The sequence below is a fragment of the uncultured Schumannella sp. genome, assembly GCF_905479755.1.
Lineage (GTDB): Bacteria > Actinomycetota > Actinomycetes > Actinomycetales > Microbacteriaceae > DCRR01.
This window is the reverse complement of record NZ_CAJQNT010000013.1, coordinates 1-21,531: the sequence shown is the minus strand read 5'-3', so window position 1 is coordinate 21,531 and position 21,531 is coordinate 1. Positions and strand designations below refer to the sequence as shown.

Sequence of the window (21,531 nt, the reverse complement as noted above, 5' to 3'; positions counted from 1 at the left end):
ACCCAGCCAAGCGGAGTCAGGTCCTTAAGAAGATAAAAGAAGAGCAACCAGGCATATTGATCGTCGGCCCGCCCTTTGCTTGCTTCAGTGCGGCGCAGTGGTTCTGGAACTATGCGCACTGCACGATTGGGAATGCACGGGCAAAGATTGAGGAAGGCATGACCCATCTCGCGTTTGCCGTGCAGTTATGCATGGAGCAGCTCAAGGGCAAAAGACATTTCGTCTTTGAACATCCAGTTGCCGCCCGCTCGTGGGGATTGGAGACCCTGAAGCAGCTGCAGCACCAGGCGGGTGTGGAAAAGGTGACGTTCGACTTCTGCGCACTCGGGATGATGGGAGAAGATCAGTACGGCAAGGCCCCCATACGCAAGAGAACGTCCGTGCTCACCTCGTCGTCCGAAGTCGCGGCCCGGCTGAGAGAAAGACAGTGCTCGGGAGAACACAGACATGTACAGTTGACCGGAAGAGGGACTAAGACGTCCACAAGCATGTGCCAAGTGTATCCGGATGAATTTTGCCACGATATATGTAAAGCGTTTGCCACTCAGGTTGATAGAGAAGCAATGGCGTGGAGGCGAGATCGAAGGCGACGACCGGTGGGCCAGGCACGCGCGCCAGCGGTGGTCGAGGCCTTCGAGCCGGATCGCCACGGCGCGCGTGCGCGCGCGACCGCGCACGATCACGGTCGCTTCGATGACGCCGTCGCGCGGTTCGCAGACGCGCATGCCGCCGATCGCGAAGGTCGGGCGCACCGCGGTCTCGCCGCGCGCTTGCCGCGCCCGCGTGGAGAGCACGACGCGCTTGAGCAGATGGCGGTAGACGTCGTCGGTGACCCAGCGGGCGATCTGCTCGAGTTCGCGGGCGCCGGCGAGAATCTCGACGACGCAGCGCGTCAGGTTTTCGAGCAGCGGGGCCGGGTCGGGCAGGGACGTGGTGGACGTCGGCTGGCGGCCGAAGAAGTCTTCGGGATCGAATCGCGAGCGCGCCGTGCGGAAGGCGGCGTCGGAGTGCAGGTGATCGGTCGCGACTTCGCTCATTGTCGGTGACTCCCCGGGAGATCGGAGCAGGCAGTGACCCCCATCCGGGGGTAGGCACACTCAATCACGCACCCGACGCCATGTCTAGAGTTTTTGTCGATTGTGGATAACCGGCGTCGACGGGCGGGTGCGGGATTAGCGTCTCGCCATGCGCTGGGACCGATTGTTCGACGACCTCGAGTCTCAGCTAGAGCACGAGCTCGACGCCGAAGAGACCGACCTGGTGGCCGAAGAGGAACGACTTCGGCTCGCGCGGCTGAGTCTGCGCGACCGGGTGCTCGCGATGGCGGAGCCGGAGCACGCCGACCGCGAGCCGCTCGTGATCGAGGTGGTGACGGGGGCGGTGTGGACGCTGCGGGCGAGCGCGCTCGGGCGCGATTGGATCGCGGGAGACCTGGTGGGTGACGTCGGTCCGCGCCGCTCGGCCGTGATCCCGCTCGCGGCGATCGCCGCCGTGCGCCCGAGCGCCGCGCAGCTGGCGCTCGGTCTCGCCGCCGAACCGGCCGCCCCGCCGACCGCGTCGCTGTCGGCGCGACTCGGGCTCGCCTTCGTGGCGCGCGACCTGTGCCGGCGACGCGTGCTCGTCGAGCTGGTGACGCCCGCCGGCTCCTTCTTCGGCACGCTCGATCGTGTCGCGCGCGACCACCTCGACCTTGCCGAACACGAGCCGACCGACCCGCGTCGGTCCTCGGCGGTGCGCGGTGTGCGGCTCGTGCCCTTCGGGCAGCTCGCCGCGATCCGCTACTGAGTGCGCTCGGGAGCGAACAACTCGGTGACGTCGGCGAAGTTCGCCTGGCGCCACCGCGCGAGATGCCGCGACTCCTCGTACTTGGCCGCGATGTAGCTGTCGAGCATCGCGCGTTCCACTCGCCACGCTCCTCGGGCGCCGATCTGAATCGCCGGCAACTCGCCGGAACGGACCAGCGAGTAGGCCTGGCGCGGCGACACGTTGAGGATCTCGGCGGTGTCCGCGAGGGTCAGAAAACGACCCAAGTCAGGGGTGTCGGACGTCGTCATGCCTCGATTATCCAGCGCCGTCCCCGGCCCAGACGGTGATGTGGATAAGTTGCCGCGCGCGCCCGACTGAGCGGTCAGCATGGCACAGTCCGATCCGCGTCGATCCCCAGGAGAGGAGCCTCGATGCCGAGCCAGTCTCGCCGCCGTGCCGCCGACCCGCGATTGTTCATCGGCCTCGTGCTCGTCGCCGTGTCGGTGTTGGGCGTGGTCGGAATCGTCTCGGCTTTCGACCAGCGATCGAGCGTCTACGCGGCGGGCGTGGCGCTGCAGCCGGGCGACCGGATCGTCGCGGCCGACCTCGTCGAACGGCGCGTCGACCTCGACGGCGGGGAGGGGCTGTACCTCGCGGTCGGCCAGCTGCCGGAGGAGGGTCTCGTGGTGACGGAGGCGATCCGTGCGGGCGAGCTGGTCGGGGTTTCCGCCCTCGGCGACGCGAGCGCCGTCGGGTCGACCGCGCTCGTGCTGACGCTCGCCGCCCCGGTCAGCAGCTCTCTGGAGCCGGGGAGCCGCGTCGACGTCTGGATGGCCGCGGCGGTGACCGACGGTCTGGCGGCTCCGCCCGCGGTGCTGGTGGCCGATGCCGTGCTCGTCGAGGTGCGCGAGAACGACGGGTTCATCTCCTCGGCCGACGGCGCCTCGGTGGAAGTGTTGGTGCCCCGCGCGCGCGTCGCGCGCATCCTGCAGGCCATCGCCGACGATCTCGATCTCGCGGTGGTTCCCGCGGGGCTGGCGTGGACGGCGCCGTGAACGAGCCCGCCGAGCCGGCGGCCCGCGGCGGCGGGGTCGCGCTGTGCCTCCCGCTCGCCGAGGAGCAGCGGCTGGATGCGGGGGCACGGCGACACGGTGTGCGGGTGGTGGCGCGCTGCTCGGGCGCGAGCGAGTTGGCGGCCCGCATCCCGGCGCTCCGCCCGGATGCGGTCGTGACGGTGGCGCAGCCGCAGTATCTCGACGCGGCGCTCGTGGCGGCCTGTGACGACCACGGCGTGAGGCTGATCGTCGTGGCGTTGTCGCGCGAGGAGCAACGGCTCGCCGCTGAGCTGGGGGTCATCGACACGCTCGCCGAGCCGTTTGAGTGGGATGCGCCCGCCGCCTCCCCGCCGCCCGCCGCTGAATCGGAGCCCGCCGCGCTCGACACCGCCGCGGCGCCGGTGCGCGGCGAGGTGATCGCCGTCTGGGGTCCGGCCGGGGCGCCCGGGCGCACCAGTCTCGCCGTCGCGCTGGCCGCCGAACTCGCCTCGCGCGGGGGAGTCGTGGGTCTGGCGGATGCCGACACGCACGCCGCCGCGATCGCCCCCTCGCTCGGGCTCCTCGACGAGGCACCCGGCTTCGCCGCTGCGTGCCGCCTCGCAGGCAACGACGCGCTCACGCGCGACGAGTTCGACCGCGTGGCCGAGTGGGTGCCGCTGTCACGCGGGGGCATGTCGGTGCTGACGGGCCTCGGCCGCGCGAGCCGCTGGCCCGAGTTGACGGCCGAACGGGTGACCGCGACGATCGCCGCCGCCCGCTCGTGGGTCTCGACGCTCGTGCTCGACACCGCCTCGAGCCTCGAACACGACGAAGAGATCTCGAGCGATCTGAACGCGCCGCGACGCAACGCCGCGGCGCTGGCGACGGTGCGCGCCGCCGACCGGGTGCTCCTCGTCGGTGCCGCCGACGCGATCGGACTCACCCGGCTTGTGCGCGCCCACCTGGAGCTGATCGACCACGTCCCGCCGGAGCGCGTCACCGTCGTGGTCAACAAGGTGCGCTCCGGGGCGATCGGCGTCAACCCGGAGGCGCAGATCCGTCAGTCGCTCGCGCGATTCGCGGGCATCGACGACCCGGTGCTGATCCCGTGGGATCCGCGCGGGTTCGATGCCGCGCTGCTGTCGGGGCGCCCCCTCGGTGAGGCGGCGCCGCGCTCGGCGGCGCGGGTGGCGCTCGGTGCGCTGATCGAGGAGCGCATCCTGGTCCCCGCGGCCGCGCGTCCCGGCCGGCGCGGATTTTTCACTCGGGAGAGGCGACTAGCCTGAGAGCATGTCGACGCTCACCGACCTCGTTCAGTCGCAGGGACGTTCGTCCGAGGCCGACGCCGAGTGGCTTCAGCTCCTCGTCGGCGACGGCCAGCTGATCGCCGATCTGGCTTTCGCCGATGTCGTCGTGTGGGTGCCCACCGAAGACGACGGTTTCCTCGCGGTCGCCCACTCGCGGCCGAGTTCCGCGGCCACGATCTTCTACCGCGACATCGTCGGGCAGCAGATCAAGCCGGAGTGGCGCGCGCAGGTGACGGAGGCCTTCACGACGGGCAAGATCGTCGACACGGCGAACCCCGACTGGTACGAGGAGACGCCGACGCGCGTGCGCGCCGTGCCGGTGCTACGTCGTCTCTCGCCGACGGGAGCGCAGACGACCGAGCAGCCGATCGCGGTGCTGACGCGGCACAGCAACCTGAGCGAGGCGCGCACCCCGGGGCGTCAGGAACTGACCTTCAACCAGTGCGCCAACGACCTGTTCGGCATGATCGCCTCCGGCGACTTCCCCGACCTGGCGGCTCCGTCCGGCCCGCGTCGCGGCGCCCCCCGCGCGGCCGACGGTCTGATCCGCCTCGACCCAGGCGGCGTTGTCATCTTCGCGAGCCCCAATGCGCTCTCGGCGTTCAACCGCGCCGGCTTCTCGGGCGAACTCGAGGGCGAGTCGCTCGCCGACGTCACGACGCAGATCCTCGCCGGCCGCCTGGAGGTGGACGAGTCCCTCCCGCTCGTGGTGACCGGGCGCGCCCCGTGGCGGGCCGACATCGAGGCGCGCGGGGTCACCGTGACGCTGCGGACGATTCCGATCCGCGACCGGGGAACCCGCACGGGCGCGATCGTGTTGGTGCGCGACGTGACCGAGGTGCGGCATCAGGAGCAGGAGCTGATCACCAAGGACGCGACGATTCGCGAGATCCACCACCGGGTGAAGAACAACCTGCAGACCGTGGCGAGCCTCCTGCGCATCCAGGCCCGGCGTGCGCACAGTGACGCCTCGCGCGAGGCGCTCACCCAGGCGATGCGCCGCGTCGCGGCGATCGCGGTTGTGCACGACACGCTCTCGGGCGGCCTCGATCAGAACGTCGACTTCGACGACGTCTTCGATCGGGTGCTGCAACTGGTGGCCGAGGTCGCCTCGACGCACAACACGACGGTCCGGCCGAAGAAGACCGGCTCCTTCGGCATCCTGCCGAGCGAGTATGCGACACCGCTCTCGCTCGCGCTCACCGAACTGGTGACGAACGCGGTCGAGCACGGTCTGGCCGGTCGCGACGGCGAGGTCGAGATCTCGGCGCGCCGACAGGACGGCGAACTGAGCGTGCGCGTGCGCGACGACGGCGTCGGACTCGCCGAGGGCAAGGTCGGCGCGGGCCTCGGCACACAGATCGTGCGCACGCTGATTCAGGGCGAATTGGGCGGCACGATCGACTGGCACACCCTGGAGGGGGAGGGAACCGAAGTGACGATCAAGGTTCCGCTGCAATGGCTGCGCGCCGAGCGCTAGCCGGTGCGGCGTGAGGGCGCCTCAGGAGGCGCGGCGGGCGCGGGCGGCGCGGCGCTTGAGGGCGCGACGCTCGTCTTCGCTGAGACCACCCCAGACGCCCGAGTCCTGGTTGGTCTCGAGGGCGTACTGCAGGCACATCTCCGTGACGGTGCACCGACCGCACACCGCCTTCGCCTTGTCGATCTGGTCGACGGCGGGTCCGGTGTTGCCGACCGGGAAGAACAGTTCCGGGTCAACGGTCAGACAGGCGGCTTTGTCACGCCAATCCATAATGGTGCTCCTTCGAGATGGTGCTGGACGCAGTCGCACAACGAGTCTTGGTAGAGACCCACGCGTGCGCGCGGTCGAGAGTGACCGAAAAGGCAATGGGGGTGGGATTTCGGGACTCGCCAACCTCGATGTCGGCGTCACATCAACCGTGGACAAGGTTTACACAGATGTAACGTGGAATCAATAGTTTTGAATGGGATGACCCTGTGAGTTCTCGACCTCGTCCGGCCGCTGTCTGGACTGTTCTGTCTATCCTGCTGGCGGAGTTCGCTCTCGTGGCGGGCTACACCGTGTTTCTGGTGTTCGAATTGCTTGTCGACCAAGCCGATTCGCTCTCCTCCGCGATCGCGCTCACGGTCGTCGTGGCGTTGGCCGCGATCTGGGTCGGAGCGATCCTCGTCGGCATGTGGCGCGGGTCGGGCTGGAGCCGTTCGGCGGCGATCGTCTGGCAGGTGCTGCAGTTCGCCGTCGGCGTGGGAGCGCTGCAGGGCGCGTTCGCCCAGCCGAGCTTGGGGTGGCCGCTCGTGATCGCCTCGGCGCTCGCGTTCGTCCTGCTGCTCTCGGCCGTCGTCGGCCGCTGGGTCGCGCCGCGAGGCTAGCGGGCCTCGCGCTCGGCGGGCGTCGTGCTACGCGGCGAGGCCGAGCTTCTTGCGCAGCATGGTGACGTGGCCGGTGGCCTTGACGTTGTAGAGCGCGAGCTCGATGATGCCCGCCTCGTCGAGCACGAAGGTGGAGCGGATCGCCCCGATGACCGTCTTGCCGTAAAGCTGCTTCTCGCCGAAGGTGCCGTAGAGGTCGTGCACCGCGTGATCGGGGTCGCTCAGCAGCGGGAAGGTCAGACGCTCTTCGCGTGCGAAGCGCTCCAACTTGGCGACCGCATCTCGCGAGATTCCGAGCACCCGGTAGCCGGCGGCCGCCAGCTCGCCGAGGCTGTCACGGAAGTCGCAGGCCTGCGTCGTGCACCCCGGGGTCATCGCCTCGCCGTAGAAGTAGAGGATCGTCTTCTGTCCGCGCAGCGCACTCAGGGTGACGCTGGTGCCCTCGTGGTCGGTGAGGGTGAAATCGGGGGCGGGGGTGCCGGATTCGAGGCGGTGCGGTGCGGTCACGGGGGCCTTTCGGTGCTGAGGAACGGTCTGTTCGCGAGGCCGTCCCGGAGGTGCTATCGTAGTCCCTCGGTCCGGTCTTACCGGATTGCGCACCTCTAGCTCAATTGGCAGAGCAACTGACTCTTAATCAGTGGGTTCCGGGTTCAAGTCCCGGGGGGTGTACGAAAGCCCCGGTTCGCTCTCGCCAGCTGCCGGGGTTTTTTCGTGCCGCGACGCGTGCTCCTCAGCGACGTCGTGCCGAGCCCGCGGGCACCGCGCGGGTGGTGTGACGCCTCAGGAGGCAACGCCGAGAAGCGACGCCACGGCCGCGGCGATCGCCGTGCGCACCGCCGCATCCGTCGTCGTGGTGACGCCGTCGCCGGGCTGCTCCCCGTAGTCGCCGAACTGCGCGTGGGTAGCGCCCGGAATCTCGACGAACACGGTGTCGGCCGGCAGCAGGTGCGCGGCGTCGGCGATCTTCTCGGCGGTGCTGAGCAGGTCGTTCTCGCCTGAGAGGCTCAGAACGCTCAGGCCGGTTGCGGCCAGGTCGGTGGCGCAGTAGGAGCCGAAGAGGATCAGCCCCGCCACCTCGTCGAGGTTGTCGCCCGCGTACTGGCAGGCGCGCACGCCGCCGAGGGAGTGCCCGCCCAGATACCAGGTGTCGACGGTCGGGGCCGCGCCGGTGAAGGTCGCGAGGTCGCGGGTTTCGAGGATCGCGAAGTTCAGCGGCACCTCGGCGATCACGACCGTGATCCCCGCGTCGGTGAGCGCCGACAGCTTCGACTCGTAGGCGGCGGGCGCCACACGCGCGCCGGGGAAGAACAGGAGCCCGGCGCCGGTCGGATCGGCCGGTTCGAGAACGATCACGCCGTCGCCGTCGACCACGGTGAGCGACGTATCCGCCGCGACGGCAGCCAGCGGGGCGGGTTCGGCGGGCATCGGGTTGGCGGCCCAGACGACCGCGCCCACGAGCGCCGCAGCGCCGAGGGCGAGGGCGATCACCCCGGTGCGGCGAACGAGGCGGCGAACCTGCGGCGTGCGAGAGTCAGAAGTCACGCTCGCACTCTACGACGCGGCTCGGCCGGGGGTGATCAGCCCCAGGCGCTCGCCGGAGCGGTGATCACGGGCACCTCGACGTAGCTCCAGTGCGCACCGTCGTTGTAGTGGCCGGTCGCCCACGGGCCGAACCAGATCTCGTTCTCGATCTCGGCGGCCGGCGCCCCGCGTTCGAAGGCGGCGCGCATCCCCGCATAGCCTGCGTAGGTGGTGAGCGCGTTCGCGACGTCCTGCGCGGCGTCGACGAGGTCGGGATTGCCGCCGAGGAAGGTCCCGCCCTCGGCGCCCCAGCCGTTGTTGAGCGGGTTGTTGCGCAACCACCAGTTGTCGACGTAGTTCTCTTGACGCATCCACCGGGTGATCACGGTGACGCTGTCCTCGGTGACCGGGAAGTCGGCGAAGAGCAGCACCATGGTCGCCCAGTCGTAGTTGGTGCCGCTGGCCTTGAGGGTCTCGATGCCGGGCGTCGCGTCGTAGCTGTCGCGGACGATCTCCGGCGTCTCCACCGTCGCCGGCACCGTGAGCGACTGCCCCCAGCGGTCGTTGTAGGCGGCGATCAGTTCCGCGTCGGTCGCCGGTGCGGGCGGCGCGCTGACGACCACGAACGCGAGCCCCAGCAGCGCCGCAATGGGCGCGAGCACGAGGTGCAGGCGGTGACCGGTCCGCGGAGCGTGACGCTCGACGCGCGCGGCGACGTGGGGACGGAAGAAAGAAGCCATGGGCGAGGGGTGACGCTAGCAAGCGACACTGAGATGTGTCTGAGGTTTCGCTGTGGCCTCATCGCCGAGTGGTCTGCGGGGAGAGGCCGTGCGGAGGGGGCCTAGTACTCGTCGAGTTCGTGCTCGCGGCTCTGCTCGACGACCGTGCCCACCGCAATCGCCACGGTAATGGCCCAGCTGATCCACATCAGGATCAGCCGCCAGTCGCGCGGGCCCTCTTTCGTCTGCTTGGCGATGCCCACGGCACCGAAGACGGAACTCAACACACTCGTGTTGAAGATGAACTTGCGCATCGACACCTCCAGAAGACTGTTGCCACGCTATCGCGACCGCACCCTCGCGCGGCCGCCGTTCTCACCGAATGCTCAGGAGCGATTCAGGCTCGGACGCGACGTGCGAGCCGGTTGGCCGCGGCGGTCCGGGTCGGCAGCGGCTCGCGGACGGCGTGCTCCTGACCCACATGCCGCTTCGCGAACGCGACCGTCTCGACGAGTTGCGCGAGACGCTTGGCATCGCTGGTCGACTTCGCCGGCTTGATCTCGGCGACGACCGATCCCGACCAGTTGGTGCTGGCGAGCCAGTCGAGCGTCTCGGCGACCGGCTGAGTTCCGCGCCCGGGGAGCAGGTGCTCGTCGAAGATCATCCCGTCGTCGACGGAGCTGCGTCCGTCGCACAGGTGCAGGTGGCGCAGGCGATCCCCCATCGCCATCGCCATCTCGAGCGAGTCGCGCCCGGCGAGCGAGGCGTGCGAGAAGTCGAGGGTCATGGCGTCGACGTCGAGGTCGAGCGGATCGGGACTCGGCGCGTAGGCGGTGAGCTGACGCCCGGCGATCCGCCACGGGAACATGTTCTCGACCGCGATCTCCACGCCCGACTCAGCCGCGGTCTCCCGCACGATCCGCTCGAAGTTCGTCGCGTAGTCGGACTGCCAGCGAAAGGGCGGATGCACGACCACGCTCGGGGCGCCCAGCTCGGCCGCCAGCTCCGCCGACCGTTGCAGCTTGACCTTCGGATCGCGGCTCCACACGAACGGCGTCAGCAGCAGCACCGGGGCATGGATCGAGAGAATCGGGAGCTCGTAGCGCTCGCTGAGCGCGCGCAGCGCGGAGGCATCCCGCGTGACGGCGTCGCTCGTGACCATGATCTCGATGCCGTCGAACCCGGCGAGACGCGCCAGCCGGAACGCCTGTTCGACACCCAGCGGGAACACGCACGAGGTGCTCATTCCGATCGCGATCATGGCACGACGGTATCGACGCCAGATGTCGTGAATGTGTCGCGCGTGCAAATCCTTCCGTCGCCCGCGGGCCGTCAGATGCGGGGACTTCTCGGGTTCTGCCCGAGGACCGGCTGATACCGTATCGACATGGACGATGAACTGTATTCCTTTGTTGTCGTCTCGAACCGTCTCCCCGTTGACCGCGTCGTCGACGAGTCGGGGGCGACGACCTGGAGGCAGTCGCCCGGCGGGCTGGTGACGGCCCTGGAGCCGGTCATGCGCGCCGCCGATGGCGCCTGGGTGGGGTGGGCCGGTCAGCCCGATCTGGAGCTGTCGCCCTTCGACAACGACGGCATTCGCATCGTGCCGGTGCCGCTGTCGGTGACCGACATCGAGCTCTACTACGAGGGCTTCAGCAACGACACGATCTGGCCGCTCTACCACGATGTGATCGCGCAGCCGAGCTATCACCGCGAGTGGTGGGATCGCTACGTGCACGTCAACCGGCGCTTCGCCGAGGCCACCGCGAAGGTATCGGCCGAGGGCGCGACGGTCTGGGTGCAGGATTACCAGCTTCAGCTGGTCCCGCGGATGCTACGGGAGCTGCGCCCGGATCTCACGATCGGATTCTTCAACCACATTCCGTTCCCTGCATATGGCATCTACTCCCAGTTGCCGTGGCGCAAGCAGATCATTGAAGGCCTGCTCGGTGCCGACGTGATCGGCTTCCAGCGGGTGGCGGATGCCGGCAACTTCACCCGCGCCGTGCGCCGCCTCTACGCCTACAAGACGAGCTCGACCTCGATCGAGGTGCCGCGCACCGACGACGGCGACAAGCGCCAGGTGATCGCGAAGGCGTTCCCCATTTCGATCGATGCGAAGTCCTTCGAAGACCTCGCGCAGCGTCCCGAGGTGCAAGAGCGCGCCGCCCAGATTCGTCGCGACCTCGGCAACCCGACGACGATCATGCTCGGCGTCGACCGGCTCGACTACACCAAGGGCATCCGGCATCGGATGAAGGCCTTCGGCGAACTGCTCGGCGAACAGCGCATGTCGGTCGAGGAGGTCGCGCTCGTGCAGGTCGCGAGCCCGAGCCGCGAGCGCGTCGAGGCCTACATGCAGTTGCGCGACGAGATCGAGCTCATGGTGGGCCGCATCAACGGCGACTACGGCACGATCAGCCACCAGCCGATCCACTACCTCTACCACGGGTATCCGCGCGAGGAGATGGCCGCGCTCTACCTCGCCGCCGACGTCATGCTCGTCACGGCGCTGCGCGACGGGATGAACCTGGTGGCCAAGGAGTACGTGGCCGCCCGCAAGGACGAGGACGGCGTGCTCGTGCTGAGCGAGTTCGCGGGCGCCGCCGACGAGTTGAAGAGCGCGCTGCTGGTCAACCCGCACGACATCGAGGGCTTGAAAGACACCATCCTTCGGGCCGCCGCGATGCCGCGGGCCGACCGTCGCAAGCGGATGCGCGCCATGCGTCGGCGCGTCAACGAGAACGACGTCGCCAACTGGTCGGCGAAGTTCTTGCGGGTGCTGGAGGCGACCAAGGGGCGCGACGCTGCGGACGTCGGCCCCGCCCAGGTCGCGGCCGAGGTCGCGGCTTCGTGACCGCCGAGCTGCCTCCCGCGCTCATCGAGGCGCTGCGTTCGGTTGCCGCCGTGCCGCGCCTGCTCGTCGCTCTCGACTTCGACGGCACGCTGGCACCGGAGGTCGATGCGCCCGAAGACGCCCGCGCGATCCCGGCCGCCCAGGCGGCCGTCACGCGCCTGCTCGCGCTGCCCGAGACGCGCGTGGCGTTCATCTCGGGTCGCGCGCTTGGGAGTCTGCAGCACGTGACCCAGGCGACCCCCGAGACCCTGCTGGTCGGCTCGCACGGGGTCGAGTACCGCTTGGACGCGGACGGCGACGGCGACCCGCTGGAGCCGCACGAACTCGAACGCGTGCAGATTCTGCACGACGTGCTCGAGTCGGTGGTCGCCGACATCGATCAGGTCTGGCTCGAACACAAGCCAGCCGGATTCGCGGTGCACAGTCGGCTTGCGACGCCCGAGGATGCGGAGCGCGCCCAGCGCGAGACGCGCGCCCGTGCGGAGGAGCGACTCGAGGGGCTCACGGTGCGCGGCGGCAAGAACGTGCTCGAGTTCTCGGTGCGCTCGGCGAACAAGGGCGAGGCGGTCGAGCACCTCCGTCGCTACACGCACGCCGACGCGGTCTTCTTCGCGGGCGACGACGTCACCGACGAAGACGCCTTTCGCGTGCTGCACGCGGGCGACGTCGGGCTCAAGAGCGGCGGCGGCGACACCGCCGCGTCGTTCCGCGTCGACGGCCCCGACGAGGTGGCGCAGGTGCTCGACGCGCTCGCGTCGCTGCGCGCGGAGGCCGGAGCGTGAGCACGTCGGCTGTGCGCGTGTTCCCAGCTTCCTCTCAGTAACCTGGAAATCGGCGACGCGGGAGGGACGAGATGCTCACCATCTTTCTCGCATTCGTCGTCGCGGCAGTGGTGCTGCCGGCCCTGTCGCGTTGGATCGGGCGGGGCGTCTTCCCGCTCGCGGCCCTCGTCGCGGCCGCCGGTTTCGTCCACGCCCTCGCCCTCGCCCCCGAGGTGGCCGGGGGCCGGATCTTCGCCGAGTCGACGGTCTGGATCGGGCAGCTCGATCTGAGCCTCTCGTTCGTGATGGATCCGCTGGGTCTGCTGCTCGCGCTCGTCGTGACGGGCGTCGGCGCGCTCGTTCTGCTCTACTGCACCCGCTACTTCCCCGGCGACGACGCCCGGATCGGGGCCTTCGCGGGCACGTTCATGGCGTTCGCGGGCGCCATGTACGGCCTCGTGCTCGCCGACGACGTGTTTCTGCTGTTCGTCTTCTGGGAGGCGACCAGCGTCTTCTCGTACCTGTTGATCGGTCACTCGCACCACAAGCGCGCCAGCCGAAGCGGGGCGCTTCAGGCACTGCTCGTGACGACGCTCGGCGGGCTCGTCATGCTCGTCGGCTTCGTGCTGCTCGTCGTCGAGGCGGGAACCACGTCGCTGCGGGAGCTGATCGCCCAGGCCCCGAGCGGACCGGTCGTCACCGCCGCGATCCTGCTGGTGCTCGTCGGGGCGCTGTCGAAGTCAGCGATCTTCCCATTCCACTTCTGGCTACCCGGTGCGATGGCCGCGCCGACCCCGGTGAGCGCCTACCTGCACGCCGCCGCCATGGTGAAGGCGGGCATCTATCTCGTCCTCCGGCTGAGCCCGGGCTTCGCCGCCACTCCCGGCTGGAGCGAGGTGCTCGTCTCACTCGGACTGGTGACCCTGCTGCTCGGGGGAATCCAGGCGCTGCGGCAGACGGACCTCAAGCAGGTCCTCGCTCACGGCACCGTGAGCCAGCTCGGCATGCTCATCGCGATCGCCGGGTTCGGCACGGCGGAGGCGGCCCTGGCCGGAGTCGTGCTGCTTCTGGCGCACGCGTTGTTCAAGTCGGCGCTCTTCCTGATCGTCGGGATCGTCGACCACCGGATGGGCACGCGCGACCTGCGCGAGATCACCGGCCTCGGCCGTCGCTCGCCGGTGCTCGCGGTCGCCGCGATCCTCGCGGTCGCCTCGATGGCGGGGCTGCCGCCGTTGTTCGGTTTCGTCGCGAAAGAGGCCGTGTTCGCCGCCGTGCTCGCCGTCGCCGAGGGCGGTGACGCGGGGGCGTGGCTCGTGCTCGTCGCGCTCGTGGCCGGCGCCGTGCTGACGCTCGCCTACGGCATCCGCTTCGTCTGGGGGGCATTCGGTGACAAGCGCCCCGACCGCCTCGTCGTCCGCGAGACCGCCGCCGTGCGCACGATTCGCACGCCGAGCACCTCCGAGCGCGGCTACCTCGGGGTGCCCGTTGTCGTGCTCGTCGTCGCGACCGTCGTGCTCGGCCCGTTCGCCGCGCTGCTCGACCCGCTCGCCACGGCGAGCATCGCCGGCTACGCGGATGCCGCCGAGGCGCCGCACGTCGAGTTCTGGCACGGGCTCGGCCTGCCGCTCGTCGCCTCCGGCATCAGCATCGCGCTCGGCCTCCTGCTCGTGGTGCTACTGCGCCGTCGCGAGGAGCGCGACCCGCGCGCCCCGCTCGGGGAGCGCGCCTATCGCGCGATCGTGGGCGCCACCGACCGGGTGGCGGCGTGGGTCACGGCCCAGCTTCAGCGCGGATCGCTGCCGTTCTACCTCGGCGTGATCTACCTCGTCGTGGCGCTCGCGCTCGCCGCCGCGCTCGTCAACGTCGAGACCTGGACGCAGAACTGGGAGCTCGCGCAGGGGCCCGTGCAGTTCGCCGCCGGGCTCGTCATGGTGATCGGGGCGATCGCCGCGGCGCGCGCCCAGAAGCGCTTCGCCGGAGCGATCCTCGTCGGGGTGACCGGCACCGGCATGGCGGCGATCTTCGCCACCCAGGGTGCCCCCGATCTGGCGCTCACCCAACTGCTCGTCGAGGTGGTCACGCTCGTCGCCTTCGTGCTCGTGCTCCGTCGATTGCCGGCACGCCTCGGCGAGCACAACGGCAGCACGAAGCGGCTGCCGCGCGCGCTGCTCGGCATCACGGTCGGCCTCGCGATGGCGGCGGTAGCGATCGTCGCGACGGGCGCGCGCGTTGACGAACCCATCTCGCTCGCCTGGCCGGAGCTCGCCTACGAGCAGGGCCACGGTCGCAACGTCGTCAATGTGGCGCTTGTCGACATCCGCGCCTGGGACACGCTCGGTGAGCTGTCGGTCGTGATCGCCGCCGCCACCGGCGTCGCGAGCCTGATCTTCGTCAGTTCGCGGCGCGACGACCTGCCGCGCGTCGGCCGCCGCGCGGCGCGCGCGTCGATGCGCCAGCGCCGCGCCCAACAGGACACCCCGCTGCACGTCCCCGTCGCCCGCGGCTCGTGGCTGCTGGCCGGGCGCACCCTGTCGCCCGAGAACCGGTCGATCCTCTTGGAGGTCGTCGTCCGGCTGATCTTCCACGCGCTCATCGTCGTCTCGGTGTACCTCCTGCTGGTCGGACACAACGCGCCCGGGGGCGGATTCGCGGGCGGCCTCGTCGTCGGCCTCGCCCTCACCGCGCGCTACCTCGCGGGCGGGCGCCGGGAGCTCGGCGCCGCCGCGCCGTTCGATGCGGGCGTCATCCTCGGCGTGGGACTGCTCACCGCGGCGGCGACCGCCGTCCTCCCGCTGTTCTTCGGCGTCGACGCGCTCACCTCGACCTGGGTCACGCTCTCGCTCGGGGTCTTCGGCGAGATCGACCTGGTCACCTCGATGTTCTTCGACATCGGCGTCTACCTCGTCGTCGTCGGCCTCGCGCTCGACGTGCTGCGCAGCCTCGGCGCGGAGGTTGACCGCCAAAGCGAAGACGCCGAAGCGGGCGCCGCGAGCCGGAGCGCGAGCGGGGAGGTGCAGGGATGAGCGTCTCGATCGTGCTGCTCGTCGTGATGGCGGCGCTGTACGCCTGCGGTGTCTATCTGCTGCTCGAGCGCAGCATGACGCGCGTGCTGTTCGGCTTCCTGCTGGTCGGCAACGCGACCAACCTGCTCATCCTGATCGTGGCCGGACGCCCCGGAGCCGCGCCGATCTACGACGAGACCAGCACCGAGGCGATGAGTGATCCGCTGCCGCAGGCACTCATCCTCACCGCGATCGTGATCACCTTCGCCGTCTCGGCGTTCCTGCTCGCGCTCATCTATCGCTCGTGGTTGTTGTCGCGCGCCGACACGCTCTCCGACGACGCCGACGACCTGGCGATGCGCGCGGGCACCGCGTCGACGGCGGGGGAGCAGACCGAGTACAGCGACGACGTCGCGGAGGACGCGAGCGAGTTCGGCGACGACGAGCCCGAGACTCCGCCCGCCGCCGATGCGGAGGTGACGCGATGACCGCGCCCGTTGCGCTCGTTCCGCTCGTCGTGCTGCTGCCGCTCATCGGCGCCGGCGCCGCCCTCGCGCTCGGTCGACGCGCGCGTGCCCAGCGCGTGCTCGCGGTGCTCGCGCTCGTCGGCATGCTCGCCGTCAGCCTCGTCATGCTCATCGCGGCGGACACCACCGGGCCGCTCGTCATGGAGGTCGGCGGGTGGGCCGCGCCGTACGGCATCGTGCTCGTCGTCGATCGGCTGGCGGCGCTGCTACTGGCGATCTCGGCCATCGTGCTGCTCGCGGTGCTGCTGTTCTCGGTCGGGCAGGGTCTCGCCGACGGCGACGCCGAGACCCCCGTCACGATCTACTACCCGACCTATCTGATCCTGGCGGCGGGGGTGGCGATCGCGTTCATCGCGGGCGACCTGTTCAACCTCTACGTCGGCTTCGAGGTGTTGCTGGTCTCCAGCTACGTGCTCATCACGATCGGCGGAACGACCGAGCGCATTCGCGCCGGCACCACCTACATCGTCGTGAGTCTGGTCTCCTCGGCGCTGTTCCTCGGCTCGATCGCGATGATCTACGGGGCCACCGGCACCGTCAACATGGCTCAGATCGCGGATCGGCTGGACGCCATCCCGACCGACGTGCAGATCCTGCTGCACGTCATGTTGCTGCTCGGCTTCGGCATCAAGGCGGCCGTGTTCCCCCTGTCGTTCTGGCTGCCGGACTCCTACCCGACGGCACCCGCGCCGGTCACCGCGGTGTTCGCGGGACTGCTGACCAAGGTCGGCGTGTATGCCATCATCCGCACCGAGACGCTGCTGTTCCCCGGTCCGGAACTGAACCCGGTGCTGCTGGCGGTCGCGACCATCACGATGGTCGTCGGTGTGCTCGGTGCGGTGGCGCAAAGCGACATCAAGCGACTGCTGAGCTTCACGCTCGTCAGTCACATCGGCTACATGATCCTCGGGATCGGTCTCGGATCCGTGGCCGGCACGACCGCGACGATCTACTACGTCGTGCACCACATCGTCGTGCAGACGACGCTCTTCCTGGCCGCGGGCCTCATCGAGCGCCTGGCCGGCAGCACGGCGCTTCCGAAGCTCGGCGGGCTCCTCGCCGTGTCGCCGCTCGTCGCCGGGATCTTCCTCATCCCCGCCCTCAATCTGGGCGGCATCCCGCCGTTCTCGGGGTTCCTCGGCAAGATCGGGCTGTTCACGGCGGCTGTCGAGTCCGGCGAACCGCTCGCGCTCGTCGGCGTCGCCGCCGGCGCACTCGTCTCGCTGCTGACCCTGTACGCGCTCATTCGAGTCTGGAATGCAGCCTTCTGGCGGCCCGCGCCCGAGGGAATCGGCTCCGTCGTCGCGGTCGACGACACCGCGGCCCCGACGGGAGCGGTCATCACCGCCCCGGTCGCGGCGAAGACGCCGCGCATCATGACCGGCGTCACCATCGCGATGGTCGGCGTCGGCCTCGCGCTGACCGTGTTCGCTGGTCCGCTCTACGACCTGAGCGCGCGAGCCGGCCAGAACCTCGAAGGTTCGTTCTACCAGGATGCCGTCTTCCCGGAGGGTTTCGATGAGTGAGCCCGAGGAACTGACCGACCACCCGGTGACGCGCCGCGCGGTGCGCTTCCGCTTGCTCCAGCAGCTCCCGCTCCTGGTGACCCTCGTCGTGCTCTGGATGCTGCTGTGGGGCACCGTGTCGTGGCTCAGCTTCGTCAGCGGCGTGCTCGTCGCGGTGGCCGCCACCCAGTTCTTCTACCTGCCCCCGGTTGAACTCTCCGGTCGCTTCAACCCCTTCTGGTTGCTCGTCTTCCTCGCGCACTTCGGCGGCGAGCTCTTCCTCGCCTCGTTCGCGGTTGCCGCGCGCGCGTTCGGTCCGCCGATCCGCAGCAACGCGATCATCGAGGTCGACCTGCGCTCGCACTCCGACTTCGTCGTGACCCTCACCGCCACCGCGATCTCGCTCGTGCCCGGCTCCCTCGTGATCGAGATCGATCGCGACCGGGCGGCGCTGTTCGTGCACGTGCTGGGTGCTCGCACCCAGCGCGACCTGGATCGCGCGCGCCGCACCGTCCTCGCAACCGAGGCCCGACTGGTGCGCGCCGTCGGATCGCGGGATGACCTCGAGAGGTGCCGCGCCTCATGACCGTTCTCCTCACCATCGCGGGCGCGATCTTCGCGCTTTCGGCCCTCCTCGCCGTGATCCGCGTCGTGCTCGGTCCGACCGTGCTCGACCGCATGATCGCCGCCGACGTGCTCTTGACGATCGTGCTGCTCGTCGTCGGCGCCGAAATGGTCGTCTCCGGCCACACTCGCAACCTCGTCGTCATGCTCGTCATCGCCGTCTCGGCGAGCATCGCCACCATCGCGGTCTCGCGCTTCGTCTCGCAGCGCCCGAGCGAGCAGCAACCCGCGGAACGGACGGAGGCAGACCGATGATCGACCTCGACCTCGTGCTCGATCTGACGGCGGGCGTCTGCCTCGTGCTCGCCTCGCTGCTCTCCCTCGGCGCCGCCGTCGGCCTGCTGCGTTTCCCGGATTCGCTCAGCCGCCTGCACGCGGGAACGAAACCGCAGATCCTCGGCCTCATCCTCGTGATCATCGCGATCGCACTCGCCACCCGCACCTGGGCGACGCTGCTCGCGCTCGTGCCGATCGTCATCTTCCAACTGTTCACCGCGCCCGTCGCGGCGCACATGATCGGCCGCGCCGGCTACCGCACCCGCAACGTGCGCCGCGACCTGCTGATGCGCGACGAACTCGTCGACGACGTCTCGCGCGCCGAGGAACGGGAGTCGCGCGGCGAGTGAGCGGGCGCGCGATGCGAAGCCCCGCAACGCGATACCCTCGACACATGCCGGAAACACCAGCCGATTCGGGCGTGCCCGCAATCGATCACAAGCCCCGTTCACGCACCGTCACCGACGGCATCGAAGCCACGACGAGTCGCGGCATGCTGCGCGCCGTCGGCATGGGCGACGCCGACTGGGACAAGTCGCAGATCGGGATTGCGAGCTCGTGGAACGAGATCACCCCGTGCAACCTGAGCCTCGCCCGCCTCGCGCAGGCGGCCAAAGAGGGCGTGCACTCCGGCGGCGGCTATCCGCTGCAGTTCGGCACCGTCTCCGTCTCCGACGGCATCTCGATGGGCCACGAGGGGATGCACTTCTCGCTCGTTTCGCGTGAGGTCATCGCCGACAGCGTCGAGACGGTCATGCAGGCCGAACGGCTCGACGGCTCCGTGCTGCTCGCCGGGTGCGACAAGTCGATCCCCGGCATGCTGATGGCGGCCGCCCGGCTCGACCTGGCATCCGTGTTCCTCTACGCCGGGTCGATCGCGCCCGGCTGGGTGAAGCTCTCGGACGGCACCGAGAAAGACATCACCATCATCGACTCCTTCGAGGCGGTCGGCGCGGTCAAGGCCGGCAAGATGAGCGAAGCCGACGCCAAACGCATCGAGTGCGCCTTCGCGCCCGGCGAAGGTGCCTGCGGCGGCATGTACACCGCCAACACGATGGCCTCCGTCGCCGAGGCGCTCGGCCTCTCGCTTCCCGGCAGCGCGAGCCCCGCCGCCGCCGACGCGCGCCGCGACTACTTCGCGCACCGCTCCGGCGAGGCCGTCACCAACCTGCTGCGCCTCGGCATCACCGCGCGCGACATCCTCACCAAGGAGGCGTTCGAGAACGCGATCGCCGTCGGCATGGCGCTCGGAGGCTCGACCAACATCGTCCTGCACCTGCTCGCGATCGCGCACGAGGCCGAGGTCGAGCTGACCCTCGACGACTTCAACCGCATTGGCTCCCAGGTTCCGCACATCGGCGACCTGAAGCCCTTCGGCCAGTACGTCATGAACGACGTCGACCGCCACGGCGGCCTGCCGACGCTCATGAAGGCCCTCCTCGATGCCGGACTCATGCACGGCGACGCCCTCACCGTCACCGGCAAGACCCTCGCCGAAAACCTCGCCGAGATGGACATCGAACCCCTCGACGGCAAGGTGCTGCGCGCGCTCGACAACCCGATCCACGCCACCGGCGGCCTCACGATCCTCCACGGATCGCTCGCCCCCGAAGGCGCGGTCGTCAAGACCGCCGGCTTCGACGCCGAAACCTTCGAAGGCCCCGCCCGCGTCTTCGAGCGCGAACGCGCCGCGATGGATGCGCTCACCAACGGTGAGATCACCGCGGGAGATGTCGTCGTCATCCGCTTCGAAGGCCCCAAGGGCGGCCCCGGGATGCGTGAGATGCTCGCCATCACGGCCGCCATCAAGGGGGCAGGCCTCGGAAAAGATGTACTACTCTTGACCGACGGCAGATTCTCAGGCGGCACAACCGGCCTGTGCATCGGCCACGTCGCTCCCGAAGCGGTGGACGCAGGTCCGATCGCCTTCGTGCGCGACGGTGATCTGATACGGGTCGATATCGCCGCCCGGTCCATTGACCTACTGGTCGACGAGGCCGAGCTGGCAGCCCGCCGTGACGGCTGGGCTCCGCTTCCTCCGCGCTATACCCGTGGCGTTCTCGCGAAGTACTCGAAGCTCGTGCATTCCGCTGCGGAAGGCGCGGTCACCGGGTAGCTTGCGCTCCCGATCTGCCGGCCGGCGGATCGATCAGACACTTTTCGAAGGACCTCATCCATGACTGCGGATTCCGCACCGGCCCCGGCAACGCCGGGCAAGGCCGGCCCACCCGAGCTCACCGGCTCGGGGCAGATCCTCGCCTCGCTCGAAAAGCTCGGCATCACCGACGTCTTCGGCCTCCCCGGCGGCGCCATCATGCCCTTCTACGACGAGCTGATGGCCTCCACCGCGATTCGCCACATCCTGGTGCGTCACGAACAGGGTGCCGGGCACGCGGCCGAAGGCTACGCCTCCGCCTCCGGCAAGCTCGGCGTCTGCATCGCCACCTCGGGCCCCGGCGCCACCAACCTGGTGACGGCGATCGCCGACGCCTACATGGACTCGGTGCCGTTGCTCGCGATCACCGGCCAGGTGTTCTCGACCTCGATGGGAACGGATGCGTTCCAGGAGGTCGACATCGTCGGCATCACGATGCCGATCACCAAGCACTCGTTCCTGGTGACCAAGCCCGAAGATGTGCCCGGCGTGCTCGCCGCCGCCGTCGAGATCGCCACCACCGGCCGCCCCGGCCCGGTGCTCGTCGACATCACCAAGGATGCGCAGCAGAAGTCAGCGCCGTTCATCTGGCCGCCGAAGGTCGAACTGCTCGGCTACCGTCCGGTGACGAAGGCGCACGGCAAGCAGATCGTCGCCGCGGGGGAGATGCTCGCCGCCGCCAAGAAGCCGATCCTGTACGTGGGCGGCGGAGTGATCCGCGGTGCCGCCGAGAAGGAACTGCTGAAGCTCGCCGAGAAGACCGGCACGCCGGTCGTCACGACCCTCATGGCGCGTGGCGCGTTCCCCGACTCGCACCCGCAGCACCTCGGCATGCCCGGCATGCACGGCACGGTGCCCGCGGTGCTCGGCCTGCAAGAAAGCGACCTGATCATCGCCCTCGGTGCGCGGTTCGATGACCGCGTCACCGGCAAGGTGGCCGACTTCGCCCCCGAGGCGAAGGTCGTGCACGTCGACATCGACCCGGCCGAGATCGGCAAGATTCGCACCGCCGACGTGCCGATCGTCGGCGACGTGAAGGAGGTGCTGCCCGAGCTGCTCGCGGCCTACACCACCGCCACCAAGAGCGTCACCCCCGACTATTCGGAGTGGTGGACGCGCCTCAACCAGTTGAAGGCGAACTTCCCGCT

Annotated in this window: 23 protein-coding genes and 1 tRNA gene; 16 read left to right on the top strand and 8 right to left on the bottom strand. The window is 69.5% G+C overall.

What is annotated here, in order from left to right:
• Window positions 1-185 precede the first annotated feature (185 nt).
• Entirely contained in the window at window positions 186-1,037 is an 852-nt protein-coding gene (locus tag QZ258_RS04325; protein WP_294179316.1) for an Rv3235 family protein, read from the bottom strand.
• Between the two features lie 148 nt (window positions 1,038-1,185).
• Between QZ258_RS04325 and QZ258_RS04320 the strand changes: the two genes are divergently transcribed.
• On the top strand, window positions 1,186-1,785 hold the full coding sequence (locus QZ258_RS04320) for a hypothetical protein (protein ID WP_294179315.1): 600 nt from the start codon (window positions 1,186-1,188) through the stop codon (window positions 1,783-1,785).
• On the opposite strand, the gene QZ258_RS04315 is transcribed toward QZ258_RS04320, so the two are convergent.
• Window positions 1,779-2,054: a helix-turn-helix domain-containing protein gene (locus QZ258_RS04315; protein ID WP_294179314.1), complete on the bottom strand. Its 276-nt coding sequence runs from the start codon at window positions 2,052-2,054 to the stop codon at window positions 1,779-1,781. The two genes, QZ258_RS04320 and QZ258_RS04315, sit on opposite strands and share 7 nt — an antisense overlap.
• A gap of 123 nt (window positions 2,055-2,177) precedes the next feature.
• Between QZ258_RS04315 and QZ258_RS04310 the strand changes: the two genes are divergently transcribed.
• Genes QZ258_RS04310 through QZ258_RS04300 form a run of 3 tightly spaced genes read left to right on the top strand, consistent with a single transcriptional unit; the run spans window position 2,178 to window position 5,567 of the window.
• Complete coding sequence (locus QZ258_RS04310; protein ID WP_294179313.1) at window positions 2,178-2,801, top strand: hypothetical protein; 624 nt, start codon at window positions 2,178-2,180, stop codon at window positions 2,799-2,801.
• Window positions 2,798-4,066, top strand: a complete 1,269-nt coding sequence (locus tag QZ258_RS04305; protein ID WP_294179312.1) for a regulator — start codon at window positions 2,798-2,800, stop codon at window positions 4,064-4,066. Before QZ258_RS04310 ends, QZ258_RS04305 begins: the two co-directional genes overlap by 4 nt.
• A 4-nt stretch (window positions 4,067-4,070) precedes the next feature.
• Complete coding sequence (locus QZ258_RS04300; RefSeq protein ID WP_294179311.1) at window positions 4,071-5,567, top strand: sensor histidine kinase; 1,497 nt, start codon at window positions 4,071-4,073, stop codon at window positions 5,565-5,567.
• Between the two features lie 21 nt (window positions 5,568-5,588).
• On the opposite strand, the gene QZ258_RS04295 is transcribed toward QZ258_RS04300, so the two are convergent.
• Entirely contained in the window at window positions 5,589-5,837 is a 249-nt protein-coding gene (locus QZ258_RS04295) for a WhiB family transcriptional regulator (RefSeq protein ID WP_294179310.1), read from the bottom strand.
• A gap of 206 nt (window positions 5,838-6,043) precedes the next feature.
• On the opposite strand from QZ258_RS04295, the gene QZ258_RS04290 reads away from it, so the two are divergent.
• Window positions 6,044-6,436, top strand: coding sequence for a hypothetical protein (locus QZ258_RS04290; RefSeq protein WP_294179309.1), 393 nt, complete (start codon window positions 6,044-6,046; stop codon window positions 6,434-6,436).
• Window positions 6,437-6,463: 27 nt separating this feature from the next.
• Here the strand turns inward: QZ258_RS04290 and bcp are convergent, their stop codons facing one another.
• Window positions 6,464-6,943, bottom strand: coding sequence for a thioredoxin-dependent thiol peroxidase (gene bcp / locus QZ258_RS04285; RefSeq protein ID WP_294179308.1), 480 nt, complete (start codon window positions 6,941-6,943; stop codon window positions 6,464-6,466).
• An 89-nt stretch (window positions 6,944-7,032) separates the two neighbouring features.
• On the opposite strand from bcp, the gene QZ258_RS04280 reads away from it, so the two are divergent.
• Window positions 7,033-7,105: transfer RNA gene (locus QZ258_RS04280), tRNA-Lys, on the top strand.
• A gap of 111 nt (window positions 7,106-7,216) precedes the next feature.
• On the opposite strand, the gene QZ258_RS04275 is transcribed toward QZ258_RS04280, so the two are convergent.
• From QZ258_RS04275 to QZ258_RS04260, 4 genes are all read right to left on the bottom strand, one after another.
• Window positions 7,217-7,978, bottom strand: a complete 762-nt coding sequence (locus QZ258_RS04275) for an alpha/beta hydrolase (RefSeq protein WP_294179307.1) — start codon at window positions 7,976-7,978, stop codon at window positions 7,217-7,219.
• Window positions 7,979-8,013: 35 nt separating this feature from the next.
• The gene (locus tag QZ258_RS04270) at window positions 8,014-8,697 is read right to left on the bottom strand and encodes a hypothetical protein (protein ID WP_294179306.1); all 684 of its coding nucleotides are present in this window, start codon (window positions 8,695-8,697) and stop codon (window positions 8,014-8,016) included.
• A 101-nt stretch (window positions 8,698-8,798) separates the two neighbouring features.
• On the bottom strand, window positions 8,799-8,990 hold the full coding sequence (locus QZ258_RS04265; protein WP_294179305.1) for a hypothetical protein: 192 nt from the start codon (window positions 8,988-8,990) through the stop codon (window positions 8,799-8,801).
• Window positions 8,991-9,073: 83 nt separating this feature from the next.
• Complete coding sequence (locus tag QZ258_RS04260) at window positions 9,074-9,937, bottom strand: sugar phosphate isomerase/epimerase (RefSeq protein WP_294179304.1); 864 nt, start codon at window positions 9,935-9,937, stop codon at window positions 9,074-9,076.
• 126 nt (window positions 9,938-10,063) lie between these two features.
• Here QZ258_RS04260 and otsA point away from each other — a divergent pair, with 126 nt between their 5' ends.
• From otsA to QZ258_RS04210, 10 genes are all read left to right on the top strand, one after another.
• Window positions 10,064-11,533: an alpha,alpha-trehalose-phosphate synthase (UDP-forming) gene (gene otsA / locus QZ258_RS04255; RefSeq protein WP_294179303.1), complete on the top strand. Its 1,470-nt coding sequence runs from the start codon at window positions 10,064-10,066 to the stop codon at window positions 11,531-11,533.
• The gene (gene otsB, locus QZ258_RS04250) at window positions 11,530-12,315 is read left to right on the top strand and encodes a trehalose-phosphatase (RefSeq protein WP_294179302.1); all 786 of its coding nucleotides are present in this window, start codon (window positions 11,530-11,532) and stop codon (window positions 12,313-12,315) included. The genes otsA and otsB overlap by 4 nt, the downstream gene beginning before the upstream one ends.
• A 71-nt stretch (window positions 12,316-12,386) precedes the next feature.
• Entirely contained in the window at window positions 12,387-15,317 is a 2,931-nt protein-coding gene (locus QZ258_RS04245; RefSeq protein WP_294179301.1) for a Na+/H+ antiporter subunit A, read from the top strand.
• Entirely contained in the window at window positions 15,314-15,784 is a 471-nt protein-coding gene (locus QZ258_RS04240; protein ID WP_294179300.1) for a Na(+)/H(+) antiporter subunit C, read from the top strand. The genes QZ258_RS04245 and QZ258_RS04240 overlap by 4 nt, the downstream gene beginning before the upstream one ends.
• Window positions 15,781-17,349: a Na+/H+ antiporter subunit D gene (locus tag QZ258_RS04235; RefSeq protein ID WP_294179299.1), complete on the top strand. Its 1,569-nt coding sequence runs from the start codon at window positions 15,781-15,783 to the stop codon at window positions 17,347-17,349. The genes QZ258_RS04240 and QZ258_RS04235 overlap by 4 nt, the downstream gene beginning before the upstream one ends.
• Window positions 17,342-17,914, top strand: coding sequence for a Na+/H+ antiporter subunit E (locus QZ258_RS04230; RefSeq protein WP_294179298.1), 573 nt, complete (start codon window positions 17,342-17,344; stop codon window positions 17,912-17,914). The genes QZ258_RS04235 and QZ258_RS04230 overlap by 8 nt, the downstream gene beginning before the upstream one ends.
• Window positions 17,911-18,207: a monovalent cation/H+ antiporter complex subunit F gene (locus QZ258_RS04225; RefSeq protein ID WP_294179297.1), complete on the top strand. Its 297-nt coding sequence runs from the start codon at window positions 17,911-17,913 to the stop codon at window positions 18,205-18,207. Before QZ258_RS04230 ends, QZ258_RS04225 begins: the two co-directional genes overlap by 4 nt.
• Window positions 18,204-18,578 (top strand): monovalent cation/H(+) antiporter subunit G, encoded by a 375-nt coding sequence (mnhG, locus tag QZ258_RS04220; protein ID WP_294179296.1) that lies wholly within the window; start codon window positions 18,204-18,206, stop codon window positions 18,576-18,578. Before QZ258_RS04225 ends, mnhG begins: the two co-directional genes overlap by 4 nt.
• Window positions 18,579-18,622: 44 nt before the next feature.
• Entirely contained in the window at window positions 18,623-20,344 is a 1,722-nt protein-coding gene (gene ilvD / locus QZ258_RS04215; RefSeq protein WP_294179295.1) for a dihydroxy-acid dehydratase, read from the top strand.
• Between the two features lie 60 nt (window positions 20,345-20,404).
• A partial coding sequence (locus QZ258_RS04210) for a thiamine pyrophosphate-binding protein (RefSeq protein ID WP_294179294.1) occupies window positions 20,405-21,531 on the top strand: 1,127 nt, incomplete at its 3' end.